The sequence below is a fragment of the Chryseobacterium sp. CT-SW4 genome, from assembly GCF_048572715.1.
Classification (GTDB): Bacteria; Bacteroidota; Bacteroidia; order Flavobacteriales; family Weeksellaceae; genus Chryseobacterium.
Map to the genome: position 1 here is coordinate 2,204,295 of NZ_CP183840.1, position 26,169 is coordinate 2,230,463.

20 protein-coding genes and 1 pseudogene are annotated in these 26,169 nt (G+C 37.7%); 3 read left to right on the forward strand and 18 right to left on the reverse strand.

All coding sequences use genetic code 11. From position 1 onward, the window contains the following. Positions 1–123 precede the first annotated feature (123 nt). The 11 genes from ABJ974_RS09950 to ABJ974_RS10000 all read right to left on the reverse strand — a co-directional run bounded on the left by ABJ974_RS09950 (position 124) and on the right by ABJ974_RS10000 (position 14,672). A complete protein-coding gene (locus ABJ974_RS09950; protein ID WP_419868097.1) occupies positions 124–678 on the reverse strand; it encodes an NADPH-dependent FMN reductase in 555 nt (184 codons plus the stop codon). Positions 679–710: 32 nt separating this feature from the next. Next, entirely contained in the window at positions 711–1,439 is a 729-nt protein-coding gene (locus ABJ974_RS09955; RefSeq protein ID WP_419868098.1) for a pirin family protein, read from the reverse strand. 28 nt (positions 1,440–1,467) lie between these two features. Continuing rightward, positions 1,468–1,785 carry a hypothetical protein gene (locus ABJ974_RS09960; RefSeq protein ID WP_419868099.1) on the reverse strand — a complete coding sequence of 106 codons (318 nt, stop codon included), beginning with the start codon at positions 1,783–1,785 and terminating at the stop codon, positions 1,468–1,470. Between the two features lie 245 nt (positions 1,786–2,030). After that, complete coding sequence (locus ABJ974_RS09965; RefSeq protein ID WP_419868100.1) at positions 2,031–3,413, reverse strand: MFS transporter; 1,383 nt, start codon at positions 3,411–3,413, stop codon at positions 2,031–2,033. 1 nt (position 3,414) lies between these two features. After that, positions 3,415–3,954: a nuclear transport factor 2 family protein gene (locus ABJ974_RS09970; protein ID WP_419868101.1), complete on the reverse strand. Its 540-nt coding sequence runs from the start codon at positions 3,952–3,954 to the stop codon at positions 3,415–3,417. 6 nt (positions 3,955–3,960) lie between these two features. After that, positions 3,961–5,814 (reverse strand): glycoside hydrolase family 13 protein, encoded by a 1,854-nt coding sequence (locus tag ABJ974_RS09975; RefSeq protein WP_419868102.1) that lies wholly within the window; start codon positions 5,812–5,814, stop codon positions 3,961–3,963. Between the two features lie 48 nt (positions 5,815–5,862). Beyond that, a complete protein-coding gene (locus ABJ974_RS09980) occupies positions 5,863–6,858 on the reverse strand; it encodes a bile acid:sodium symporter (RefSeq protein WP_419868103.1) in 996 nt (331 codons plus the stop codon). A gap of 83 nt (positions 6,859–6,941) precedes the next feature. Next, entirely contained in the window at positions 6,942–9,101 is a 2,160-nt protein-coding gene (locus ABJ974_RS09985) for a glycoside hydrolase family 97 protein (RefSeq protein WP_419868104.1), read from the reverse strand. Between the two features lie 108 nt (positions 9,102–9,209). Next, entirely contained in the window at positions 9,210–10,286 is a 1,077-nt protein-coding gene (locus ABJ974_RS09990; protein ID WP_419868105.1) for a SusE domain-containing protein, read from the reverse strand. Between the two features lie 18 nt (positions 10,287–10,304). Next, positions 10,305–11,906 (reverse strand): RagB/SusD family nutrient uptake outer membrane protein, encoded by a 1,602-nt coding sequence (locus tag ABJ974_RS09995; protein WP_419868106.1) that lies wholly within the window; start codon positions 11,904–11,906, stop codon positions 10,305–10,307. Between the two features lie 12 nt (positions 11,907–11,918). Continuing rightward, a complete protein-coding gene (locus ABJ974_RS10000; protein WP_419868107.1) occupies positions 11,919–14,672 on the reverse strand; it encodes a SusC/RagA family TonB-linked outer membrane protein in 2,754 nt (917 codons plus the stop codon). Positions 14,673–15,009: 337 nt separating this feature from the next. On the opposite strand from ABJ974_RS10000, the gene metG reads away from it, so the two are divergent. Next, entirely contained in the window at positions 15,010–17,046 is a 2,037-nt protein-coding gene (metG, locus tag ABJ974_RS10005) for a methionine--tRNA ligase (RefSeq protein WP_419868108.1), read from the forward strand. A 60-nt stretch (positions 17,047–17,106) separates the two neighbouring features. On the opposite strand, the gene ABJ974_RS10010 is transcribed toward metG, so the two are convergent. From ABJ974_RS10010 to ABJ974_RS10035, 6 genes are all read right to left on the reverse strand, one after another. Continuing rightward, positions 17,107–17,811, reverse strand: coding sequence for a class I SAM-dependent methyltransferase (locus ABJ974_RS10010; protein WP_419868109.1), 705 nt, complete (start codon positions 17,809–17,811; stop codon positions 17,107–17,109). A gap of 53 nt (positions 17,812–17,864) precedes the next feature. Next, on the reverse strand, positions 17,865–18,680 hold the full coding sequence (locus ABJ974_RS10015) for a siderophore-interacting protein (protein ID WP_419868110.1): 816 nt from the start codon (positions 18,678–18,680) through the stop codon (positions 17,865–17,867). 164 nt (positions 18,681–18,844) lie between these two features. Continuing rightward, positions 18,845–20,437: an efflux MFS transporter permease gene (locus ABJ974_RS10020; RefSeq protein WP_419868111.1), complete on the reverse strand. Its 1,593-nt coding sequence runs from the start codon at positions 20,435–20,437 to the stop codon at positions 18,845–18,847. Positions 20,438–20,444: 7 nt separating this feature from the next. Next, a complete protein-coding gene (locus ABJ974_RS10025) occupies positions 20,445–21,563 on the reverse strand; it encodes an HlyD family secretion protein (RefSeq protein WP_419868112.1) in 1,119 nt (372 codons plus the stop codon). Between the two features lie 21 nt (positions 21,564–21,584). Next, positions 21,585–22,895: a TolC family protein gene (locus tag ABJ974_RS10030; RefSeq protein WP_419868113.1), complete on the reverse strand. Its 1,311-nt coding sequence runs from the start codon at positions 22,893–22,895 to the stop codon at positions 21,585–21,587. An 89-nt stretch (positions 22,896–22,984) separates the two neighbouring features. Next, the gene (locus tag ABJ974_RS10035) at positions 22,985–23,830 is read right to left on the reverse strand and encodes a helix-turn-helix domain-containing protein (protein ID WP_419868114.1); all 846 of its coding nucleotides are present in this window, start codon (positions 23,828–23,830) and stop codon (positions 22,985–22,987) included. A 70-nt stretch (positions 23,831–23,900) separates the two neighbouring features. On the opposite strand from ABJ974_RS10035, the pseudogene ABJ974_RS10040 reads away from it, so the two are divergent. After that, a pseudogene (locus ABJ974_RS10040) lies at positions 23,901–24,296 on the forward strand (Mpo1 family 2-hydroxy fatty acid dioxygenase); the annotation flags it as partial. A 73-nt stretch (positions 24,297–24,369) separates the two neighbouring features. Here ABJ974_RS10040 and ABJ974_RS10045 read toward each other — a convergent pair. Continuing rightward, on the reverse strand, positions 24,370–25,437 hold the full coding sequence (locus ABJ974_RS10045; protein ID WP_419868115.1) for a DUF2891 domain-containing protein: 1,068 nt from the start codon (positions 25,435–25,437) through the stop codon (positions 24,370–24,372). 164 nt (positions 25,438–25,601) lie between these two features. On the opposite strand from ABJ974_RS10045, the gene ABJ974_RS10050 reads away from it, so the two are divergent. Then, positions 25,602–25,979, forward strand: a complete 378-nt coding sequence (locus tag ABJ974_RS10050) for a GxxExxY protein (protein WP_419868116.1) — start codon at positions 25,602–25,604, stop codon at positions 25,977–25,979. Positions 25,980–26,169: the final 190 nt, after the last annotated feature.

Here is a 26,169-nt window from a genome sequence, read left to right on the forward strand (position 1 = left end):
GAGTTTCAGAGTCCACGAAAATGCCTTTCTTTGAAAAAGAATGATATTCTTTGAGGATGGACTGAATTTTCATCTAATTTTCTTTTTTGCAAAAGTAGCAATTTAAAAATTAATTTCCTAATGCTATTTTTCAAGAATTGTTTCGATTGCTGAAACTTTTTTAATTTTTTCTTTGAGTTCTCTGTCTTTTTCTTCATTAGAGATTTTTTGTGCCGCAGCATCAAAATTTTCCCCGAAAAATGGTAATGAAAAAGTTTCTATAATATTTCCTCCATGGTAAGGGAAACGCTGGGAAGCTGCTTCTAAAACTCCTGCTCCTCCTCTTGCTCCGGGTGCGGCAGACATCAAAAGCATAGGAATTTGATTCCAAACTGTTCTCCCCTGAATTCTGGACACCCAGTCGAATACATTTTTAAATGCTGTTGAATAGGTTCCGTTATGCTCAGGTAGTGACAGTAAAAGTAAATTGGCACCATCAATTTTTGCAGCGAAATCTTTTGCCAACTGGGGAACACCTCCTTCCAATTCTCTTTCACGCTTATATATTGGCATTTCAAAAGGGATCAAATCTATTACTTCCACTTCTGTACTTCCTTCTACCAATGTAGAGGCATAAGCTACTAACTGCTTGTTCATTGAAACTCCGGAATTACTTCCTGCTATTGCTAAAACTTTCATTATACGTATAATTTTATATAAACTAATTTTATTTATTTAAGATATGTAGGCAGCTCCATTGGAACCTCCATTAAAAGTATTTCGGCATCTTCTACGGCTTCTATATTGAAACTCTGGGTATCCCAGATTCCCAATCCGTCTCTTTCTTTAAGGATTCGGTCTCCTATTTTGGCACTTCCTTTAAGAACAAAAGCATATACACCATTACCTTTTTTATGAAGGGTATAATTCTTCCCGTTTCCTTCCGTAAATCTTGCGAGATTAAACCAGGCATCCTGGTGGATCCATACTCCTTCATCATTTTTATCCGGGGAAAGTATCTGCTGGAAACCATTCATTTTTTTTCCTGCTTCAATGCTTATCTGATCATATCTTGGTTCTACTTCAAGGTCTCTAGGAAATACCCAGATCTGTAAGAATTTTACAGGCTCATCTTCATTTTTATTATATTCGCTGTGCATGATTCCTGTTCCGGCACTCATTACCTGAATTTCTCCGTTTCGTATCACAGAAGTGGTTCCCATAGAGTCTTTATGTTCCAAATCTCCTTCCAGCGGAATGGAAATAATTTCCATGTTTTTGTGTGGATGGGTACCAAATCCCATTCCCTGAGAAACGGTATCATCATTCAAAACCCTCAAAACTCCGAAATGCATTCTGTCCGGATTCTGATAATTGGCAAAGCTAAAGGTATGGTAAGTATCTAACCATCCATGATTAGCATGCCCTCGGGATTCTGCGTTGTGGAATACTGTTTTCATAATGATCTCATTTATTTATAGTGCAAATTTATGGTATACGGGTTGAGCTGCAATTGATGTAAGATAAGAAAGAATTATAAGATGGTATATTGTCAAACGGAGATTCTTCATTTCGCTGCGCTGCATTTTGAATGACACTATGCTTTATTAGAAAACATGCAACTGTCTTCTGATGATGGAAGAGTCTTTTAAAGGTTCTGGAGGGAGTGATAAACAGGAGATTCTTCATTTCGCTGCGCTGCATTCTGAATGACACTATGCTTTGGTAGAAAACATACAACTGTCTTCTGATGATAGAAGAGTCTTTTAAAATTGTGGGAAGGGGGATAAACAGGAGATTCTTCATTCCGCTGCGCTGCATTCTGAATGACACTATGCTTTAATAGAAAATATGCAACTGTCTTCTGATGATGGAAGAGTCTTTTAAAGTTGAGGGATGGGTGATAAACAGGAGATTCTTCATTTCGCTGCGCTGCATTCTGAATGACATGACTAAAAAATTCGTCATTCCAAACAAAGCCGGAAAGGTTCCTGTGATAAGGCTTCTTTCGCTTCGCCCGGAATGACGAAAAATTTATTTTTTAGAGTATATTAAAAATGCACCTGCTGTATTTCTTCTTCTATTTCTTTTGGAGTTTCATCTTCAGATTTTACGAAAAAGATCGTCATAACAGCTCCTACCAGCATACAGACTCCTCCTACGACAATATAATCAATGGCATAATTTCCGAAGATCCCACTTACGATAGGGCCTCCAAAAATCCCGTTAATGATCTGAGGAATTACAATGAAGAAATTAAATATTCCCATATAGACTCCCATCTTCTTTTGTGGTATGGCATCAATCAGCATTGCATAAGGCATCGCTAAAATACTGGCCCAAGCAAATCCCAGTCCTACCATCGAAATCCATAAGTAATTAATATCTTTAATAAAGTACATGGAAATCAGTCCTAAACCTCCGAATACCAGTGCCAATGCATGGGTCTGCTTTTTACCTATCCATTTTGCAATGGGAGTTAAAAGAAAAGCAAATGGAATCGCCCACAGATTATACATTCCGAAGAGTTTTCCGGTAAGATCTCCCGCTTTATTAAATTCTACAGAATGGGTATCCTCAGGAGAAAGTCCGAAATGATGGGTTGCCAGAGCGCTGGTAGTAAATACCCACATCGTAAACAGGGCAAACCAGGAGAAGAACTGTACTGCTCCCAGCTTTTTCATCAATGGTGGGATTTTCGCAAAATCTTTAAAGATATCCGTAAACCTGGATGGCTCTTCCACGACTTCTTTTCCTCCTTCAAATTCAGCAAATTCTTGTGGAGAATATTCTTTGGTAGTGAAAATAGTGTAAAGAATGGTCAGTATTAAAAATCCGGCACCTATATAAAATGCATAGATTACATTATCTGCTACAAACCCTTTCGGAGCTTCGTTTGATATTCCTAACTTCGTTAACCAATCCGGTAAATAGGACCCGATTACTGCCCCAATACCAATTAAAATAGTCTGGACAGAAAATCCTATGGTTCCCTGATGCTTAGGCAGCATATCCCCTACCAATGCACGGAAAGGCTCCATAGCTACGTTAATGGAAGCGTCCATCATGGCAAGAAAAATAACAGCTAGAAGCAGTACATTGGCAGCCATCATATGTGTGGCACTTGCCGCGTTGGGAAGCATAACCAATCCTAGGGCACAAAGAATAGCGCCAATTAAAAAGTAAGGTTTTCTCCTTCCTAACGGACTCCATGTATTATCTCCCATATGCCCGATAATAGGCTGAACGATAAGCCCGGTAACCGGAGCAACAAGCCAGAACCAGGATAGTTCATGCACATCTGCCCCAAAATTGGCTAAAATTCTACTCGCGTTTCCATTCTGCAAACCAAAAGCCATTTGGATTCCCAGAAACCCCATACTCATATTGATGATCTGAATGAGTGAGAGATCAGGTTTTATTTTTTTTGACATTCTACTTTAACGTATTTGTTTTTCTTTTATCTGTTAGTTTTTCTATTAAAAGATCTTCAATAGGCGTTTTTTCAGGTACTATTTTATCTACTACTTCATTAGGAATGGTCATGGAAAGCACGTATTGTCTTATTTTCCAGCTTCCATTTATTTTTTCCAAAACGCCGGAGCCGCGGCAAAGCTTCATCTGGGTACTCAACAGTTCATCAAACCAGGCCATTTTACCATCTTTACTGAAATATATATTTCTCTGAAGAGAAGTAAAATTCCAGGTCTGCTTTTTATCAAAGAAGGGTTTTGCCCAGGTCATAAAAGCTTCTTTATCCCAAACTTCCGTAGCATCCGTTCCTATAAATACCGATTCTTTTGCAAAGTAATTGAAATAGGATTCATAATCCGCAGCTGCCGCAGCCCGGTTAAAATGGTTAAGCATAGTATGGATCTCCCCTTTTTCTTTTGCAAAGGATCCCTTCAATTGTGCCGAAACTCCCTTAAATGCTGTCAAAAGAAGTAACAGTGTATAAAGTTTTACTATTTTCATAGAAGCTTATTTTTGTAATTCGATGATATAAGAAGCTTTGGCAGGTATCATTAAGTTATCTTTTAGAGAAAGCTCTTTTCCTGAAATCACTTCTTTGCCTTTGGTGTAATCATTTAAAGATTCGGAAAAATAGCTCAGATCCAAGGTTTCATTTTTATCATTATTATTGATCACCACCATTACACTTTCTTTGTCGTTATACCGGAAATAGACGAAAACATTATTTTGAGGAATATAATTTTTGGTTTTCCCTGAATGGATAACTTCTTTTCCTTTTCTCCAGTTTAAAAGTTTTTGGGTGAACTGATGATATTCTTTTTGCTGGGGAGTCTGCATTGAAGCATTGAAAGCATTTTGCTTGTCCGACTTCCAACCTCCGGGGAAATCCCTTCGGATATCTGCATCTCCTCCTTTGTTTTTATCGCCTCTCATTCCAATCTCCGAACCGTAATAAATCTGAGGGATTCCACGAACGGTGGAGATCAGGGTTAAGGCCATTTTATAAGCCTGAGGATCGGAATTAAAGATTTCATTCCATCTTTCGGTATCATGGTTTTCAAAAAACACCAAAAGGTTATTAATATCAGGATATAAAAAGTCGCTGGAAAAGACATCATAAAGCTTTACTAAGCCTTTATCCCATCCTTCTTTTTCTTTTAAGGCTGACGACATATTTCCGTACAGCATAAAATCCATTACAGACGGTAAATTTGAATTATAATGGGCTGCTTCTCCGGTTTTGGAGTCTTTCTGCCATGCTGAAATATGCCCTGCGCTATTGAGCCATGTTTCACCTACGATATTAAAATTCGGGTATTCATCCGTAATTGCTTTGGCCCACTTAGCCATTGCTTCTTTATCATTGTAAGGATAAGTATCTACACGGAAACCTCCCAGCTCTGCATATTCAATCCACCAGATGGCATTCTGTGTAAGGTATTTTAAAACCAATGGGTTTTTCTGGTTGATATCCGGCATAGTGGTATCAAACCATCCGTCCAGCGCATATCTTTTATCTATTTCGGACGCATTGGTGTCAAACTGTGTTGTTGTTTTATAATTCGATCTTCGGAATCCGTTCTCCCCTCCACTGAATGTGTGAATCCAGTCTTTGGTCGGCAGATCTTTAATGAGCCAGTGGGAAATCCCCCAGTGATTGGTAACATAATCCATTACGAGCATCATATTTCTTTTATTAAGCTCGCGGGATAATTCACGGTATTCTTCATTGGTTCCGTAGCGGCCGTCTATTTTGTATAGATCGGTTTGCGCATATCCATGATAGGAATACACTTTTTCATTGTCTTCATTAACCGGGGTGAGCCATACTGCTGTTGCCCCTAACCCCTGAATATAATCCAGGTTGTTGATAATGCCACGTAAATCGCCTCCATGGCGTCCATTCGGAAGGCTTCTGTTGGCTTTCTCAATAAGATCGGGCTGGGAATCATTGCTTTCGTCACCGTTGGCAAAACGGTCCGGCATGATAAGATACATTACATCTTTTGAGGTGAACGATGTCCGGTTGGACGAATTGGACGCTCTCTGCTTTAGCTCGTAGGTGTAAGTATCTATATTTTTCTTTCCTCTTTTAATATTGATCTTAAACTTAGGAACATTAATTTCATTGGTGTTGACAGTAATGAAAAGGTAGTTGGGATTTTCTACTTTCCGGATGTCTTTTATCTGAACTCCGTCGGAAAGCTCTATTTCATTATCGGCAATAGATTTTCCATATACTAAAATCTGAAGTTCAGGGTTTTTCATCCCTTTCCACCAGAATGCCGGTTCTACTTTTTTTATCTGAGCAAACACACTGGTGATCACTGAGAGACTCAATACTACATATAGTTTCTTCATAAATTCTGATTATAATCTAATTATAATTAAAAGATAATCAAATATACTCTATTTTTCATTATTTAAAGGTCTTTGAGCGATCTTACTTGCCAGCCAGCTGACATAAAACAGCTGGAAACTATGATAAATCATCACGGGAAGTAAAAAGAGAACCTTCTGTCCTTCGGGAATTCCTAAAACCAACAGGAAAAGACTTCCGTGAACCAATGATTTTTTGGAACCACAAAAGGTTACGGTAATAATATCTTTTGTATTAAACTTCATCTTTTTAGCTAAAAACTGAAGAATATTGTAGACCACAAAAAACAGGAAAACAACACTGAAAGCTAAAATCAAAAAGACAATTCCCGGTACGGAAACAAAAATGTTCTGTACAAAAGCGGTTGAAAAACTTTCATATACGATAAGCAGGATAATAAGCCTGTCAAATTCTGCAATAACAGATGAATATCTGGTTACCCATTTTTTGAAAACAGGATTCAGCAGTATTCCCAAAATAATAGGTAATAATACTTTTATTAAAAGCTGTTGCAGGACCTCTCCATGATTTCCTTCGCCAGAAGCCGGAGTTAAGAAAAAGCTCATCAACAGTGGAGTCATCACAATTCCGATCAGCCCCGAAATGGAAGCGTTAAAGATTGCAGAGGTTACGTTTCCTTTGGCTATGGAAACCATGACTACTGATGACGAAACCGTTGAAGGGAGACAGGCAAGAAAGAAAACCGACAGCCAGATGTTATAATAATCCGAATCTTTTGCCAGCGGATAAAACAGGAACACCAATAATGGGAAAAGTATAAAGGTCCCGGCCTGGATCAGTACATGAACTTTCCAGTTGGAAATGTCTTTAACGACTTCTTTTAGATTGAGCTTAAGCCCATATAAAAGAAATATTCCGGCAATTCCCCAATCGATAAACCCTGAGAGGTTAAAATACCGGTTATAAGATTCCTGAAAAGGAATAAGTCTGGCAAGCACTACCATCAGGATCAATAAGAGCAGGAAGATATTCTGCTTATTGAAAATTTTAGTCATCCGCGTCATTGAAAAAAAAGGATAAAATATTGATACAATAAAAAAATCCTTAAAGGCTATTTACCTTTAAGGATTATAAAGTTAAGAAATATTTACTTTACCGGCTTAATGGAGATTGCGAATCCACCACTTCTTGCCATTTTAAAGCTGATTTTAGATTTGCTGTTAATCTGCTTTTTATAGATATTATAGCTCTGAGGATTGTCTATATAGTCCGCATCTTTTCCATCTTCATAAATGGTAGCTTCATATTTCTGGTTTTTGTCCAGGAATGAGAAGTCCACGGTATAGTCACGTTTATTCTCATCAGTAATTCCGCCTACAAACCAGTTTTCAGTTCCTTTAGCTTTTCTGGCAGTAACTACATATTCACCCGGCTCTGCTGATAAGATTTTAGTATCATCCCAATCTGCAGCCACATCTTTGATAAACTGGAAAGCATCCATATGCTTTTTATAGTTCTCAGGAAGATCGGCAGCCATCTGCAACGGCATATACATGGTTACATACAGGGCCAGCTGCTTCACTAGGGTAGTTTTTACAAAACGGTTGTCTCCAGGGAAATAATAATTTAATTTGGTCTGGAAAATTCCCGGCGTATAATCCATGGATCCCCCCATCCATCTTGTAAACGGAAGAATAGTCTGGTGATCAGGGTTATTTCCTCCGAATGCTTCATATTCCGTTCCACGGGCAGCTTCTGCAGAAATCCAGTTCGGATAGGTACGGCTTTCCCCGGCAGGACGTACGGATTCGTGAGAGTTAACCATGATTTTATATTCATTGGCTTTCTCAGCGATTCTATAGTAATGGTTGATGGTCCATTGGGAATAATGATGCTCTCCTCTTGGGATTATATCTCCTACATAACCTGTTTTTACGGCATCGTATCCGTATTTATTCATTAGCTGAAATGCTTTATCCGACCATCTTTCATAGTTCGTAGCGGAACCCGATGTTTCGTGGTGCATGATAAGCTTAATTCCTTTTGCATGGGCATATTCATTCAGCATTTTGATGTCAAAATCCGGATATGGAGTAATGAAATCAAATACATATTCTTTAGAATTTCCGAACCAGTCTTCCCAACCTATATTCCAGCCTTCAATAAGGAGTCCGTCGAATCCGTTCTCAGCAGCAAAATCGATGTATTCTTTTACCTTCGTATTGTTGGCTGCATGTTTACCATTCGGCGTCAGTTTTGAAAAGTCAGTTTGCCCAAGACGCACATTCGATTCCGGCTGACCGTATGCCCATTGGGATTTTCCGATAATCATTTCCCACCAAACACCCATGTATTTTGTAGGGTGGATATAGGATGTGTCTTTATATTTTGTAGGTTCATTCAGGTTAAAGATCATTTTGGAATCCATTACCTCTTCTGCTTTCGGGGAGACAATAATAGTTCTCCAAGGGGTTACCGAAGGGGTCTGGATGTATCCTTTCGCTCCCTGTCTGTCGGCTGTAAGATGTGTTTTAAATTTAAAATTCTGTGCATCTACTTCAAGATGAGAAGCCGGATAATCTAAAACAGCAGCTTCTGCCACATTAATATATAAAGGGTCCTTTCCTTCTTTTTTAAGCATTAACGGTGACTGAACCGCATTTTTGATCAGCGTCTGTGAAGCATTGGCATCGGCTGCCTTTTCCCATTTGGAAGGTATTTCCGATACTTTTGTAGTCTGATACTGATATTCCTGGGAGTCATAGTCTGCCACCATCCACCATGCTTTCATATCACTAGGGAAATCGATTTCAGAATCTTCTTCACGGATTACGAAATAGTTCAGGTTTTTCTGCTGAGGAAATTCATATCTGAATCCTAGCCCATCATTAAATAGTCTGAATTTAACCATAATACTTCTGTCCGTAGAAGCCTGGTTAAGGGTAACTGCCAATTCATTATAATGGTTGATATAATTTTTCTTTTCTCCAAGAACAGGCTGCCAGGTTTCATTTTTAGAATCTCTTTTTTCGTCTGTTTTGGTGAAGCCGTTGTTTAGATCAAATTTTGCATCTTCCGGTTTTGCAATTTCCGATGCAAATTTTATAGAAGTATCCTTGAATAATCTTAATCCAAGCTTTGAATCTTCCACTACAACCGCTCCGTTATATTTTAAATTATAATAAGGAATACCTCCTTTCAGCTGGAAATTCATTTCGAATTTTCCGTCCGGTGATTTTAAAGTTTGTGCATTCACCCCTATGTACATCATTGACAGCATTAAAGCCCCCACTGTAATTTTCTTCATAATGATTATTTATATTGCTTTAAAATAGATAAAGTGTTACTTAAAAAAAGCAACACTTCATCTTTTGTATTTCAATTAATTTATGATAATAATTAAACTTTTAACTGATTAATTTACAGGTATTACTGAGAAATCACCTGTCATGTCATTAAAGTAAACATCATAGTTATAAGTCGTCGTTACCGGAATATTTCCTCCTCCTAAATCAGCAGTTCCGAAAAATTCCTGAGCAATACCCCAACTATTTGTCCAATCATGATTAGCTCTGAATTTAAATTCTCCTGAGGTTAGCATTACATTCTTTTTCACCCAAACATGAGGATCAAACGTTGACTTCTCCATATCTACATCTGTATTCCAGTCACTTGATGCCGGACCAATCAGAGAAATAGATGTGTAAGTAGTGGTAGGAGGAGTAACAGCTGTAAAAGTATAAGTCAATGCAGATATATCAATAGTAAGCTTATAATATCCTGCTGTTGTTACCGGAATATTTCCTGATCCTCCACTTGTGCTCAATACACCGGCAGATCCCATACCATATTGCGGATCCCAGGAACCTATATTCTGAATGATTTTAAATCCACCAGCAGCAAAGTACCCCGTATAAGTGTAAACACCTGCTGTATTTGTTTTCAATAAAGGATAAATTTTACTATTTGTTGTTAAATTATCCCAAGCTCCTGCTGTAGCATCTCCGATAAGGTATAAATCCGTATAGGTATACACCGGTCCGTTAATAAATGGTGTAACTTTCAATGATATTACATTCGAATAACGTACCCTGTCAGCAACCGTAGACTTTACTCTCACCTCAACATCAGTTTCCGTTTCAGTAGTAATTCCTAAAGATAATAGGGCATTGTTCAGTTCATTAACCGTCATACTATATGTATTTTCCCCCGTAGGAAGATCCACTGACTTGACAGGTGTAAAATTAGTTCCTGCTACAGCAAATTCCAACTGATTTGCTAATTCCACCTTTATTCCAAAATCTGAATTAACCCAGCTAAAAGCTATTGCTTCATTACCCGCTTCATCACTTAATAAAATTGCTGTAGTTTTATCTGTAGACAATACAGGATCCGTCCCTTCTCCCAGGATAGCCAAATCCTCATCCTTTTCACAGGAAGTCAAAAGAACTCCCAGAAAAAGTACTGTAAATATTTTTAATAAATGTTTCATTTCAATCAATAATTTAAATTAATATCCAGGGTTTTGAACAAGATTAGGGTTAGCTACTATATCTTTTGCCGGAATCGGATATAGATTTCTGTAGTTTTCCACTGCCTTACCATCTTTTACATTTCCTTTCCAAGGCCATACATAATCTCCTGTTGTAAACCTACCGTATCTGATAAGGTCGGTTCTTCTTGTCATTTCCCAGGATAATTCTCTTGCTCTCTCATCTAAAATAAAATCAAGATTGATTGAAGTTACATTTCCGCTTGTATTACCGTAAGCTCTTTGTCTTAACTGATTGATATAACCGATTGCAGTTGCTGTATTTCCATTTCCTCCTCTTAAAGTGGCTTCTGCATACATCAGATAAATATCCGCTAAACGATATAATGGAATATCCGCTTCTACCCAGTTTGTATTGGAACCTGGTGTCCCATCACTTTTAATATTTTTAAATTTAATGAATGCATATCCATCATTGAATGATCCGAGGTCATTGATTTCAAGGTTCTGGTCGGTAGTAAAGAAGTTACCTCTTTTATCCGCTCCACTTGCGGGGAATTTCTCCACAAAAGCTTTAGTCGTTCTTAAGCCGGCCCATCCACCATTCACACCGAAATCAGAAGCAGACATGCTCCCTCCTATCGCTGCATGCACCAGATATGTAGTTCCTCCGTTGGTTTGCGTATTGATACCATCGAAATTAACAGTAAAAATAGCTTCCGGATTATTTACATTATTATCTGCTAAGAATAATGACTGATAATCAGATTTTAATGAATATCCTGCTCCGATAATTTTTTCACAATATGTAATACAGTCACTGTTTCTCTGCGTTCCGGTATATACTTCAGCATTCAGGTATAATTTCGCCAATAAAGCCCAAGCGGCCGCTTTATCTGCTCTACCGTATTCATTGGTTCTGGCCTCTTTAAGGTCGTTTGCAGACGCTAATAATTCCTGCTCTACATAGTTAAATAAAGCTGCACGGTCTATCCTTTGCGGAGGTGTAGAAGATCCTGGAAGATAATTTTCGTCCACAAATGGTACATTCCCAAAGAAATCTAATGCATGATAATAAGATTGAGCTCTTAAAAATCTTGCTTCTGCACGCATATATTTAGCTTCTGTTAAATTATTTCCTGTAATATTGTTAGAGGCTAATTTTTCATCAGTTACATTTCTTAGAAACTCATTACAGAAAGCAATCTCTGCATAAATTCTGTAATATAAAGCGGAAATAAATTCATTGGAAGAATCCCAAGTCATTTTATGCAAAGTATGCAGGTTACCATCATTCCACCCGATTACCGCTTCATCTGTCGTAACCACCTGCATGGTGTACATTAGCCTGGTATATTGAGAAAAACCTCCGTTAATACCATTAATATCACTATCCGGATAATTACCTCCGTCTCCACTTACCTGACCTCCCATTGCCAATCCTCCATATAGCTTAGCTAATGCATTAGGATAATTTGCAAAATCAGCAAAAATACTTGCGGAAGTAACGTCAGTAACCGGCTCTCTTTCAAGATCCTTGATACATGAGGTCACTGACAGCAGCCCTATTACTGAAGCTGTTAAAAATATATTTTTAAATCTTATTTTATTTGATTTCATCTTACTTACTAATTAAAATTGAAAATTAAACCCGATAGAATACACTCTAGGCATCTGATAATATCCATTATCAATATTTCCGAAAACCTCCGGGTCAATACCAGAATATTTCGTAATTACAAAAACATTCTGAGCCATACCGTAAACTCTTAAATTACTTCCTTTAGAAAATATTTCACCGAAATTATAACCGATATTAATATTATCCAATCTCAGGAATGAAGCATTCTCTACATAAATATCAGAAAAATACTGAGGTACCGAAAACTGATATTCCGAAGCTGTTGAATATACATTCTGTAAATACTCATTGGTAGATGCCGATTGTATTGAGCTGTTTGAAGCTGCATTATTATAAACATAGTTACCCAAAATAGCCCTGGCACTCAATCCGAAATCCCAGTTTTTATAGGAGACTTTAGTAGAGAAACCTAAAATAGCATCCGGTGTTGTAGATTTATAATAATATTTATCTGATGTATTGATTACACCATCTCCATTTCTATCTACATATACCCCATCTAATGGTTTTCCGTTCGCATCATATGCCTGCTGATATACCCAGAATGCATTAGGAGCATATCCTACAGCATGAGCCTGGATTGTATTTCCTGATCCCCCGTCAATTCCACCAACAGGAATATTAAAAGTAGCATCCGCTCTTTCAAGTAGGTTGGTAATTTCCGGTTTATAGTGGGTTGCATTGAAACTTACCTCCCAGGTCGTATTTTCATTCTTAATAGGAATTACCGTAACACTACCTTCAATTCCTTTGTTTTTCATATTTCCTACGTTCAGTAAGTTTTGATTACTCAAATCCCCTGCTGCAATAGGAGAGTTTACCAATAGTTTTTCCGTATCTTTTTGGAAAAGATCTATGGAACCTGTTATTCTGTTATTTAAGAAACCGTAATCAATTCCTAAATTTTTAGTAGTTGTGGTTTCCCAAGTAAGATACGGGTTATAAATATTCGGTCGGAACATATAATAATACTGGTTTCCAAACTGATAATAAGCTCCGTCGTTACTCGGATTATAAGCAGCATATGCCGGATAGTTATTTGGTCTGTTTCCATCTAATCCCGGTAATTCCTGCTGTCCCGTTTTTCCCCATCCTGCTCTTAATTTCAAAGTACTAATGGAAGAAATATTTTTGATAAAGCTTTCTTCATTTAATTTCCAGGCTACGGACACTCCAGGGAAATTACCCCAAAGATTATCTCTTGTTCCGTTGTAAAAACGTGAAGATCCGTCTCTTCTCAATGATCCGGAGATGATATATTTATTCGCAATAGTGAATATAGCTCTTCCATAGAAGGAAATCAACGTATTCTGCGATTCAAAATCATTGGAAATCTGTGTAGGAGCATTTCCTTTATAATTAATAGCTCCCGGAATTATTGTTTTAAAATCCTGGTAAGAATAACCAGCAGTAAGGTCTATTCCCGTATTGATGGCCGAGATATTTTTAACATAGTTAAAATAAGTTTCCAATAACTTATTCTTTTTCTCCATACTGTAAAGACTGGAGCTTCCTGCATCATTCATTCCCGGTCTGTATAACGGACTTACTTTTTTCTGTCCGTCACTCTTGGTATAATCATAACCTGCATTCACATTAAAGTGCAAATCAGGAAGGAAGTGGAATTTATAATCCAACTGGATATTTCCTAATCCTCTCCAAACGGAAGATACATCATGAATTCCATATAATAATCCAAGTGGATTAGATGTTGCATTTACATTATATCCGTTTACAGAACCTGCATCCAGCCATTCGTAATATCCTCCGAAATTGGAATTCCCGGAATAAACCGGCTGAGTGGGATCAAAATACGTAGCTGCCTTAATTACCCCACCGTCAACAAATCTATTATCAGTAAAAGTTCCTTTTGCGTTAACATTTACAGATAAATGATTATCAAAAAATTTAGGGTTCAAATTCAAGCCTATTGATGTTCTTTTAAAGGTATTGGTTTTTACGATACCATTCTGCTCATTGTAACCAAGGGACAAACGATAAGGCAATCCTTTGATTCCTCCGGAAAATGCTACGTTATTATCTGTTCCCCAGGCAGCCTGATAAATCTGATCCTGCCAATTGGTATTGGCATTTCCCAGTTTAGCTTTATAGGCATCTGAAGCATATGTATTAACAAAATTTCTGAATTCATCAGCATTAAGCACATCTACAGTTCCCATTTTAGTAGATACGGATGCTACGGTTGAAAAATTCACTTTAAATCTTCCTGCGCTTCCTTTTTTAGTGGTAATCAAAATTACCCCGTTGGTTGCTCTGTTACCATAAATAGCAGTTGCAGAGGCATCTTTTAAGATATCAAATGTTTCGATATCATTAGGGTTGATAAGAGATAAAGGGTCAGAAGCTCCATTTACCCCGACAAAATCCTGAGGAACACCGTCAATAACTATTAATGGAGAGTTATTACCGTTCAAAGAAGCAGTACCCCTGATTCTTATTGCCGTACCGGAACCCGGTGCCCCACTGTTATTGGTAATTTGAACTCCGGGTGTTTTCCCCTGAATCAACTGTCCTGCAGAAGTTGCCCCACCGTTGAAATCTTTTGCAGTCACGGAAGTTATAGATCCAGTCACGTCCGATTTCTTCTGCTTTCCATAACCAATCAACACCACTTCTTCAATCTTCTTCTCTTTTGTGATAGAGTCTTGCGTTTGCGCATGTATTATTGTGCTTGCCAATAAAAAAGCCGGCGCAATTTTTAATACCGTTGTAAAATTTCTCACAATATTCTTTTTATATATAGTTTAATCTTTTTTTAAGTTATCTAAAATAACTAGGCTCGAATTTATAAAAAAAAAGCAATTATCCTAATATGACTTAAAATTCAGAAAAATATATGTATATTATTAGCATATTTAAAATTAATTATTTGACTATCATCTATTTAAATTAAATTAACTATTGCATAATATTATGTTAACATTAACAAAAAATTAAACATATGTTTAACTAAATCCCCATATCGGACCCCTTTATCCCTTTTTTTTGGTTATGGAAGAGCCAACACTCCATTTTCTTCAAATTATCTTTATCTTTGTAAATCATTAAACTTTACTATAAATGTCAAACAGAAAAATGATTACGGCCGCATTACCATATGCTAACGGGCCGGTTCATATAGGACATTTAGCAGGTGTTTATATCCCTGCAGATGTTTACGCAAGGTTTCAACGTAGATCAGGAAAAGAAGTAGCTTTTATATGCGGTTCGGATGAACATGGTATTCCCATCACCATCAGAGCCAAAAAAGAAGGTGTTACTCCTCAGGATATTGTTGATAAATATCATGAAATTATAAAAAAATCTTTTTCGGATTTAGGGATTTCATTTGATGAATATTCAAGAACGACATCAAAAAAACATTATGAAGTAAGCCAGGATTTCTTCACCGCTCTCTATAATAAGCAAAAATTTACAGAGGAAATTTCCGAACAATATTTCGATGAACAGGCAGGCGAATTTCTGGCTGACCGCTATATTGTAGGAACCTGCCCTAATTGTGGAAATGAAAATGCATATGGAGACCAGTGTGAAAAATGCGGCTCTACCCTTTCTCCATCAGAATTGATCAACCCAAAATCCATGCTAAGTGGAAATGTTCCCATTCTTAAAGAAACCAAAAACTGGTATCTTCCCCTGAATGAATATGAAGGTTTTCTTAATCAATGGATTATTGAAGGCCATAAGGATGACTGGAAACCTAATGTATACGGCCAGGTTAAATCATGGCTAAATGACGGATTAAAACCCCGTGCCATGACCAGGGACCTCAACTGGGGTGTTCCCGTTCCGCTTCCGGGAGCTGAAGGCAAAGTTCTTTATGTATGGTTTGATGCGCCTATTGGATATATTTCATTTACCCAGGAATGGGCTGAAAAAAACGGAAAGGACTGGAGAGACTACTGGCAAAGCGACGATACCGATCTTATCCATTTTATCGGGAAAGATAATATTGTTTTCCACTGTATAATTTTCCCTGCGATGCTGAAAGCCCATGGGGATTACATTTTACCTGCCAATGTTCCGGCATTTGAATTCCTGAACCTGGAAAATGATAAAATTTCAACTTCCAGAAACTGGGCGGTATGGGCGCACGAGTATGTAGAAGATTTCCCGGGACAGCAGGACGTACTGAGATATGCGCTTCTTTCATCTGCTCCGGAAACAAAGGATAATAATTTCACATGGAAAGATTTCCAGACCAAGAACAATTCGGAATTGGTAGGAATATTCGGGAACTTTATCAACAGAGTGGCTGTTCTTATCCATAAATATTATGACGGTGTTGTTCCTCAGGGAGATGTAAACAGCCCGGAATTAAAAGAAATCAATAAAGCTGCAAAAGAAATTTCAGGTTTCCTTAACCATTATGAGTTCAGAAATGCATTATCTGCTTTAATGAATTTGGCCCGTTTCGGTAACCAGTATCTTCAGACCGAAGAGCCTTGGAAAACCATTAAAGATAATCCGGAAAAAACGGCTCAGTCTTTATTTATAGGGGCTCAGATTGCGGTAGCATTAGGTCAGTTATGTGAACCGTTTATGCCTTTCAGCTCGGAAAAATTATTGAAAATGTTCAATATAGGAAAGCTTAGCTGGAACGATGTGGAAACCAAATCCGTACTGATTGAAAGCGGACATACCATCAATGAAGCTTCTCTTCTTTTCTCTAAAATTGAAGACGACGTGATTGAAGCCCAGATCCAAAAGCTTGAGCAGACTAAACAGAATAATAAAAAAACAAATCCTAACGCTAATCCAATGAAAGAACAGATCACTTTTGATGATTTTGCTAAAATAGATCTGAGAACCGCTACCATTTTAGAAGCTGAAAAAGTGGAAAAAGCTGATAAGCTTCTTAAATTTAAAGTAGATACAGGGGTAGATATCAGAACCGTTGTTTCCGGAGTGGCTGAAAGCTTCAGCCCTGAGGAACTTGTAGGAAAACAAGTTATGATTCTCCTTAATTTAGCCCCAAGAAAAATCCGTGGAATAGAATCTCAGGGAATGTTCTTACTGACTACGAAGCCAGACGGAAAACTTTCTTTTGTAACCCCGGATGATGATAATGTAGAAAACGGAATTGAAATCGGATAACCGATCAATAATTAATAAAATTAAAAGACACATGGTTTCATGTGTCTTTTTTTATATATGCTATTTTTTAGTAAGCCTGGCTAAATAAGAATCTTCTTCCCGGATAATCTTTTGAATGTTAAAACCATTATTTTCTGCGGCATTTTTTAATGTGGCAAAGTCCAGGTATAACCATTTTATCGGATCTTCGGACTCTCCTTTATAATGGACAATATAATCCAGTTCTCCGTAATACCCATCTGCCGGAATATAGACTCCTCCATCTTCATCCCTGTCAAACATATAGAGAATGTCCGTACTATCAATCAAAATCTGTCCGGATTCATTCAGTAAAGAATACAGTTTTTTAAGATAAATATCAATTTTACCAAGACTTTCAAATATTCCGGTCCCGTTCATCAACAATAAAATAGTATCAAATTGCTGTCCGGAGAAGTCAAGGATATTTTCACACACTGCATTTTCAATACCTCTCAGCCTGCAAATTTCAATGGATCTGGGAGAAATATCCAATGCCGTAACTTTCAGGCTTTTCTCGTTCTGGAGGAATAAGCTGTGTGAACCGGCACCGGCACCAATATCCAGCGTAAGCCCCTCAGATAGCTCCAATGCTTTCTGCTCAATAGTATTCATTCCTTCAAAACCTCTGAACAAGTACTCCACGGGAAGTTCATCCAGCTCAGAAATAGAAGTCTCGGTTTGTAAGTCCTCAGGGTTATCATGGTGGTAATAATCCCAGATGGCTTTTCCCATTAAATCTTTCATAATGCCATTAAAACTGCAAAGATAATGGTTTTAATAATGGATGGAAAGTGAATTTATTCGTAGGTATTTTTCTCCCTTTGACGATCAGCCTGTGATTTATCTTCCGCAACACCGGCCTTCCAATAGGAATAGGCATAAAGTTCTTCCTGCTTCCAGCCTTTTTCTTTGCGAAGATAGGATCTGATTTCTTTTACATTGGAAAATTCCGCGGCAACATATCCGAATTTTTTAGTTTCAGGGACTTGTACAGCTTTTACAGCATCAGCCAAATCACTTTCGAGATGTGGGTTTTTATTATGAAGCCATTTAAATTTAATATCCGCTTTGGTTTCCAGGATCTGCTCGTCCGCCCCTTCATGAACTTCAATGATACATACTCCCTTCGCCGTGCCGGGCAATGTCTCTAAGATAGCCCCTAATACGGGAATGGCCGTCGCATCACCTGCTAATAAATACCAATCTGCCTGTTCATAGAGCTCTCTCCCGTCAAGACGCATCATTACTCCTAATTTTGCCCCCGCTTCGGCTTCTCTTGCCCATTTGGAAGCCGGTCCTCCATCCCCATGATCCACAAAATCAATGATAAGTTCTTTGGTTTCCAAATCTATTCCGCGGTGGGTATAAGTCCTTATAGCCGGAGCTACTTCCGGGGAAGGATAGATCCATTGTTGGGTAGTTTCATCCCAAGTGGGAAAGTGAACTTCATTAAAACCTTGAGGAGGAACCGCAATTTTATTGTTATCACCAATTGTAGTTTCTCTGAATAAAGGTACATCTTCCGAATAAAGATATACTCTGATATAATGAGGAGTGATATACTCTTTTCTTGTCATCTCGCCAACCAGACGACCTGTTGGAATCTTTGCCATACGCTATGTTTTTCACAATTAAACTTTATTACAGCCGTATTAACTGTAAAGCTATTCAAATGTAATTATTCTAAATTAAAATTAAAGAATTAAACCTGGGTTAATAAATTGAACCCCATTCCAAATGGAGGAAATGGGGTTTCAATAATGAAAAACAAGGTAAGTTATACTGCCGGGCCGGCAGCGTCTTTTATTTCCTGAACCAATTTTTTACGTTCTCTTATTCTTCTTCGGGCAATGACGGATTTACCGCTAAGTACCCTTATAAATCTTACATATTTAAATTGCTCTCTCCCAAAATGATGGGTTAAAACATAAATCAACACACCGATACCCGCAAGGACGATATATCCGAATATCTTCTTATTGGCAATAAGGATTGCATTGAGCTGGGTTATTTTAAGGTTGGCGGCCATATTCTGAGGTGTAAAGGTCATTCCATCCATATAAACCGCAAGATCACCGATACCTATTACCTGGAACCTGTACTGAACCCAGGCATACACGGTAGAAAAGAATCCTACTGCCAAAAATGTTCTCCAAACCAGTACCAGCCCTATGGCTGCCAGCATATCATCCACCTCCAGCTTGTCCAGTGTGTAATACCACACCACAATGAATAATGAACACATTCCGTAGCCTTTTAAAAACATAGGGAGATACCATCTTTCATAATTAAATTCAAGCACCATGGAAAAATACATGATCAATGCATATCCCCACATGGCAGCAAACCCTGAAAAAACAAACATTTTTAAAGGTTTATCTTTTTTAAACCATATAATGGCTACAATTCCCGCCACCACAATTCCCGGAATCATCAACAGGCTGAGTTTGGCATTGGTAAGCTGATCATATCCTAATACTCCCACCGAAAAGGTATTTTGAATAGATGCTGTTCCCAAAAACATTCCTACCCATAACAGCATAAAAAGACCATGCTGTACATTATTCTTTTTAAAAATTTTAAAAGAAAGATAAGGTCTCTTCAACGTCAGTTGCCGAATAATAAGACATGCAAAACTGGTAAAAGCTGCAATACTCATCTTCATAATCCTTGGTGAATTCAGCCAGTCCTGCTGTTTTCCAAAAGAAAAAACATACGCCGAACACATAAATGTCGATACAAAAAGCAGAATACTGAGCCAATCAATATAATATAGCGGAACTTTCAGCGCAAAGTATTTATCGTGCATAAAGATCCAGCAGACCAAAGCCATGATAAAGCAGCCTATGGAAGCCATAATAAAGAAATGCTGCCAGTTATAAAGTATGGAAATTTCCACTGCATAATAATTGGAAACCTGGGTCAGAACCAGTACAAAAGTATAAAAGGCCCCGTAAAACACTCCCCTGTTTCCCATGATCATCATTAAAGGCAGGAACAGCTCTATGGTTACCATCATTTTAAAGAAGCCTATAAGCAATGAGGTAAATATAAAAATCGAAGGTTGCAGCGTAGTGGCATTGATATAACTTAAAATTCCCAAAAGAACCAGTAATGTTGTGATTTTATCTCTTACTTTAAATCTCAGCTTCATCCTGAGAACCAAAGGCATAGATGCACCCATCCCTATGGTGGTAGCATAATTGGCCATTAAAAAGTATTCTGAAAGTGCTCCCGTACCTCCCACCATGAAGCTGATATTACCTGTATATACTCCTCCCAACGGCATTACCACCGTAAGAAGCAATACGATCAGCAACAGCTGAACCGGCTTCGGCACCCAGTCATGATATAGTCCTTTGTTATACATTCAGTTCTTATTTATTAATGCTGATATTCATATTCATTCCCGCACTCAGCTTATCTACATTTTCCTTTTTATTAGCCTTGGTAAATTCGATTCTCACCGGAATTCTCTGCTGTACTTTAATAAAATTACCCGTAGAATTGTCGGTAGGTACACTTGAATACCTGGAACCCGTAGCTGCTGAAATAGCCGTTACAACACCTTCAAACTGCTGTCCTCCCAACGCATCTGCAGTCATCATCATCTTTTGACCTATCTTTACATAGGGCATCTGGCTTTCCAAAAAGTTGGCGGTCACCCATTTCTGACCGTTCAACACAATTGTAGCCACCTGCTGCCCCGGTTGAATAAGCTGTCCTTCCGATATGGTTCTTCTTCCCATCACTCCATCGTAAGGAGCGGTGATCACCGTATAAGAAAGATTAATCCTGGCCATATCCAAAGCTGATTTTGTTCTTTTTATTTCCGCTTCATTGATTTCCAGTTTGCTTTTAACCTCTGTGGTGGACAAATTGGCTGACTGTTTCTGATTAACGAGTGTTTCATACGCTGCTTTCTGAGCATCATATTCAGTTTTTACCTGGTCGTATTGCTGTCTGGTAACTGCTTCCGAAGCCAAAAGATTTTTATATCTGTTTAAATTCTGTTCTGCATTCCACAACCTTGCTTTTGCACCTGCAATATTGGACTCCATAACATTAACATTGTTGGAAACAGTATTCACGGATGAGCTGGTTGCCATTTTCTGTGCCAGTGCATTCTGATAAGCAGCTTCCGCCTGTCCCAGTTGTGTAAGAAGCTCACGGTCATCCAGAATTACCAAAGTATCTCCTTTTTTCACACGTTGGTGTTCAATGAATTTAATTTCTTTGATATAAGCAGAAACCCTGGTATTGATAGGATTAATAAATTCCTCCACCTGTGCGGCTTCCGTATAATTTTTATCTCCTATATGAAAATACTCCCTGATAAGCCAGAACAAACCGAATCCAATGAGTAAGAAAACGATAATATTGGATATGATCGCTCTTATCTTATTTTTTTTCCTTTCTTTCTTTTTTATAGTAGCGCTATTCCCCGGTGTGGTGGTAGATTTTGTATTTTGAGTTGTGTTTTCCTTATTTTCCATTGTCTTGTTTTCCATTTTAAATTAAAGAGTTCCGGTAGATTTTAAAAGATTATAGTACTGATACAGCACATTGATTTCCGCATTGGCATAATCCAGCTCGGATTGCAGCTTTTGGTTCTGAGCATCAATCATTTCAGCCTGTACTGCCAACTGATTTAAATATTTAGCTTCCGTAATCTTGTAGTTTTCTTCTGCGAGCTTTTTGGCTTCATTTAAAATTTCAGCCTGCTGGATAGATTCCTGATATTTCACATACGCTGCATTCACGCTCATGTCGACATTCTGCTGAACCAGTATCAGGGCATCATTAGCCTGGGATTTCTGTATTTCTCCCAATTTCACCCGTTCCTTTGTCCGGTATAAATTATCAATATTATAACTCAACGAAACGCCTGCCTGCCAGCCTCCGGAATACATATCAACAACAGGATTCCGCGTTGTGATAGGCCTTTGCAGGGTATAACCTCCAAAACCTGAAAGCGTGGGCATTTTATCCGTTTTTATAATTTCAATATTTTTTTCCGCCACATTAATATTAGTTTTTGCGGATTTCATCTGAGGATTATAGCTATGGGCCAAATCCATATAATAGTCCAGCCCTATTCCCTGTTCTTTATTGGTTAAGTTCTCAATGGGAATAATCTCAGTATCGGAAGGGAGCCCGAGTGCTATATTCATATTATAGTTCAAGATCTTTCTGTTGTTTACTAATGTCAGAATACCCTGATCCAGATTTTTAATCGCCAACTCTCCTCTTATTACTTCATTGCGGGTTACCATTCCCTGCTGGTAGAATTTCTGAATGTTTTTAAGGCGTTCTTCAGCTAATTTTCTGTTATTCTGAAAAACCACTTCCTGGTTCAGGATCTTATAAATATCGAGATAATTAGATATGACCAATAAACGGACATCCTGTTTATCCTTTTCAAGATCGAGCTCGGATAGCTGCTCACGAAGACCGGCCAATTCTATTGATTTATTTACCAGACCTCCTTTAAATATCAATTGAGTAGCCTGCACCGCATACGAACTTCCGTAATGAGGCATAGGAACATTCATAGAATTTGCAAAATCTTTTTCAATTGCTACCGCGTCTCCCAGATAATACTGGCTGGTAGAAGCCGTTAATGCAGGGAGCTTTTGCAGTCTGGTAATGTCCGTCTGCTGTTTGGCTATATTAATATTCTGAGCTGATACTTTAAGCTGCTGATGATTCTGTAAAGCCAGATCAGCCACTTCTTTGGCAGTCATTTGTTTTATTTCCTGTGAAAAAAACAGCACAGGAAAGACACCCGTCAGTAAAGACAGTGCTGTTTTTACGTATTTCGTCATTTTACCTTGTTTTACGAAGGCAAAGTTAGGGCAATCAAACTATCAAACAAATGTTTGATTTTTGGAAAAAGATGTTCAAATGTAATATTTCAATTTTCAAATTGGTTCCGATATTGTCTGGGACTTACCTCTAAATGTTTTTTAAAAAAGTGAGAAAATGAATACTGGTCGCTAAATCCCAGAATGGATGAAATTTCAGAAACAGGCTTTTTTGTTGAGTTTAAAAGTACCTTGGCTTCATTAATAATAACCAATGCAATAATCTGACTTGCTGATTTTCCGGTGATTGTCTTTACGACAGATGAAAGATGTCTAGTTGTAATCGATTGTTTTTCGGCATAAAACTCAACGGTTTTTTCGGTATGATGATTAGCAGCCAGATCATTCAAAAAGATAAAAACAATTTCTTCCTGACGGGACATATGGCTCATCGAACTGCTGTCTTCCTTGGAGATAATCCCTGCCATCTGATAGGCAAATACGGAGAAGAGGTGCTCTACAATTTCCTTTTTGTACATCATTTCTGTGGGTGAATCCAAAATAAATTTTAAAAAGTTGACACTTTTCCAGACCACTTCCATTTCATCCTGCTGGAAAGGCACTCCCCGGTTCATTTGCTGCCTGAAATATCGGTACGCGATCAATCGGTTAAACTTCAAGGATAAAGCGGAAATAAACTCACGTTTGTATGATACCATCCTCGACTGAAAATCATCACTTACGGAAACCATTTCATAAACCGTCTGGGGATCCGTTACCATAAACATATTGGCAGAAAGCTCCAGATCACTGAAATGCTGACGAAGTTTTATGCTTCCCGTTTTCACAAAAATAAAGGCCGGATTATCGGGACGGAATGGCTTTTCGACAGAGATTCTTTCGAAGATATTATGCTGAGTAAATATTTCTACTCCAAATTTTTCAAGGGCGGACATCTTACAAATTTAATCAATCTGTTTTGCGATTACAAAATTTTATTAATTTAGGGATCCAAAATAAACTCCCATGAGAAAAATCGATTTATTCTTTGCAGAATATGGCGAAAGTCACCGGAATGTTACCAATAAATCAATTCACTGGATTTGTGTTCCCTTGATTTTCTGGACTATTTTAGGATTTATCTCTTTAATTCCTTCGTCTCATCTATGTGCCGCGTACTTCGGATGCATAAGTGTGGTAAGCATTATTGCCATCGCTCTAGTGACTTTATTTTACATTAGATTATCTGTCCTGATCAGCATTATTATGGTTTTCATAATGATATTGATGGAGTATCTAGCCTATACAGTCAATATCCATTTTGAACAAAAAGCATGGATGGTCTATCTGGCGGTATTTATTATTACCTGGATTCTTCAGTTTATCGGTCACAAAATAGAAGGAAAGAAACCTTCTTTTTTAAAAGATCTCCAGTTCCTCCTGATAGGTCCTATATGGCTTCTGAGCTTTATCCTGAAAAAAACAGGTATCAGGATTAGTCTTCCAGGGCATATACCGCAAAGCTGGCCAGCCAGTGATCTCCACCATAATTTCCCTGGAAAAGTAGGGGCAATCCATTTTGGAGGAATATATCAGCTGTTTCGGAAAATTTATTTTTTAACGGATGATTATCAGGTAGTGATTTAGATAATCCTTTCATACACCAGGCCTTAGAAAAGGACAAGCCTACTAGATGTACGGTCTGATAGTCGCTTAAGTCACTCACTACAGGAATCTTTTCTATATTATCCAAGCTTCTTTTATCGTAGAAGCTATCCAGCCATTTTACAAATTCTTTCTGGGGTAAAACCCGTCGCATCAGATCTGCAATTTCCAAGCTGGGCGAGAAAAAATCCGAACCATCAGGCTCCAGATAAGCCGGTGTTTGATAGTCTTTTAAATAAAAATATTTTGATTTTTCAATCAGCAGATTTTCGAAGTCTTTATCTTTATTGGCCCTCGCCCAATCCAATGCAAACGATAATGCAAAAGCGGTATTGGGATGTACACCCGTTCGGTTGGGGTAAGTCTGCTTTGGCAAATAAGCTTTCCAGGATTTTAATATCTGAGCGGTTAGAGGTTTAAGGTTTTCATGCCATACTTTTGCCCTGGGATCGTTCCATGTTGCCAACTCTTCATCAAGCTTAAGAATCCAGGCCCATCCGTAAGTACGCTCAAAAGTTCCTGTGAGCTGATATTTAGTAAAATAATCTGCTTCCGCCTGAAGGTTCTCTTTTTGGAAAGATTGAGATAATTTTTCTTCTATTTCCTTTACATTTGACAAACTCGGTTTTGTTTTTAGAAGTCTTACCAGCATCCAATGTCCGTGTACCGAACTATGCCAGTCGAAACACCCGTAAAAAACAGGATGCAGATCTTTAGGAGATAAAGAAACTTCTTTTTCATTATTAATAATATGTGCCGTTTTATTAGGGTATTCCTGATCGATACAATGCAAAGGCTTGTCTGATAATCTTATAGCCATATCATCTGTAAGCTGAGGAAATTTCTGAGCATATATTAAAAAAGGAATTGCCGTAAGCGTAAGGAAGTATTTTTTCATTGAATAAAAATATAAAAATTTCTGAACTCTGTATTGAAGGAACACCTCAAATGATGACTTAGAAGTAAAATTTATACCTGTAAGTTCATAAAAATTTAGTAATCCGTTAAAGAATACTTCTCGCATAAAATTTATATTGAGGTACAAAATAAAAACACCAATCAATGGATGAAAATGAAATTTCTTATCTCGTACGAAAATGTATATTTAATGTATATAATCAATTAGGACCAGGTTTGCTGGAATCGGTTTATCAGAAAATATTAGTTTATGAGCTTGAAGAAAACGGTTTAGATGTTCGTTCTGAGATTTCCTTTCCTGTATTTTATGACAACAGACAGTTTAATCTTAATTTCAGGATAGATCTTCTTGTGGAGGACAAAGTTATATTGGAGCTTAAATCTGTGAGAAGTTTGGAAGATATTCACTTTAAGCAGTTAAGTACCTACTTGAAATTGACTGATAAAAAATTAGGGCTGCTGGTGAATTTTAATACTACGAATATTCTGGATGGGATTAAAAGGGTGGTTAATAATTTATAGTTTTTATGCTCGCAGATTTAGCAGATTGCGCAGATTTCTTTTACAATCTAAGTTGTTTAGTTTCTCGATATATTATTCATATGTTATAATTATAATTATAGAAGCTACTTTTAGCAGAATAAAAGCTATACTGGTAAGAATTACTAGTAAAATTCCTAAAAAAATGGATTGGCCAAAGCATAAATGAAAG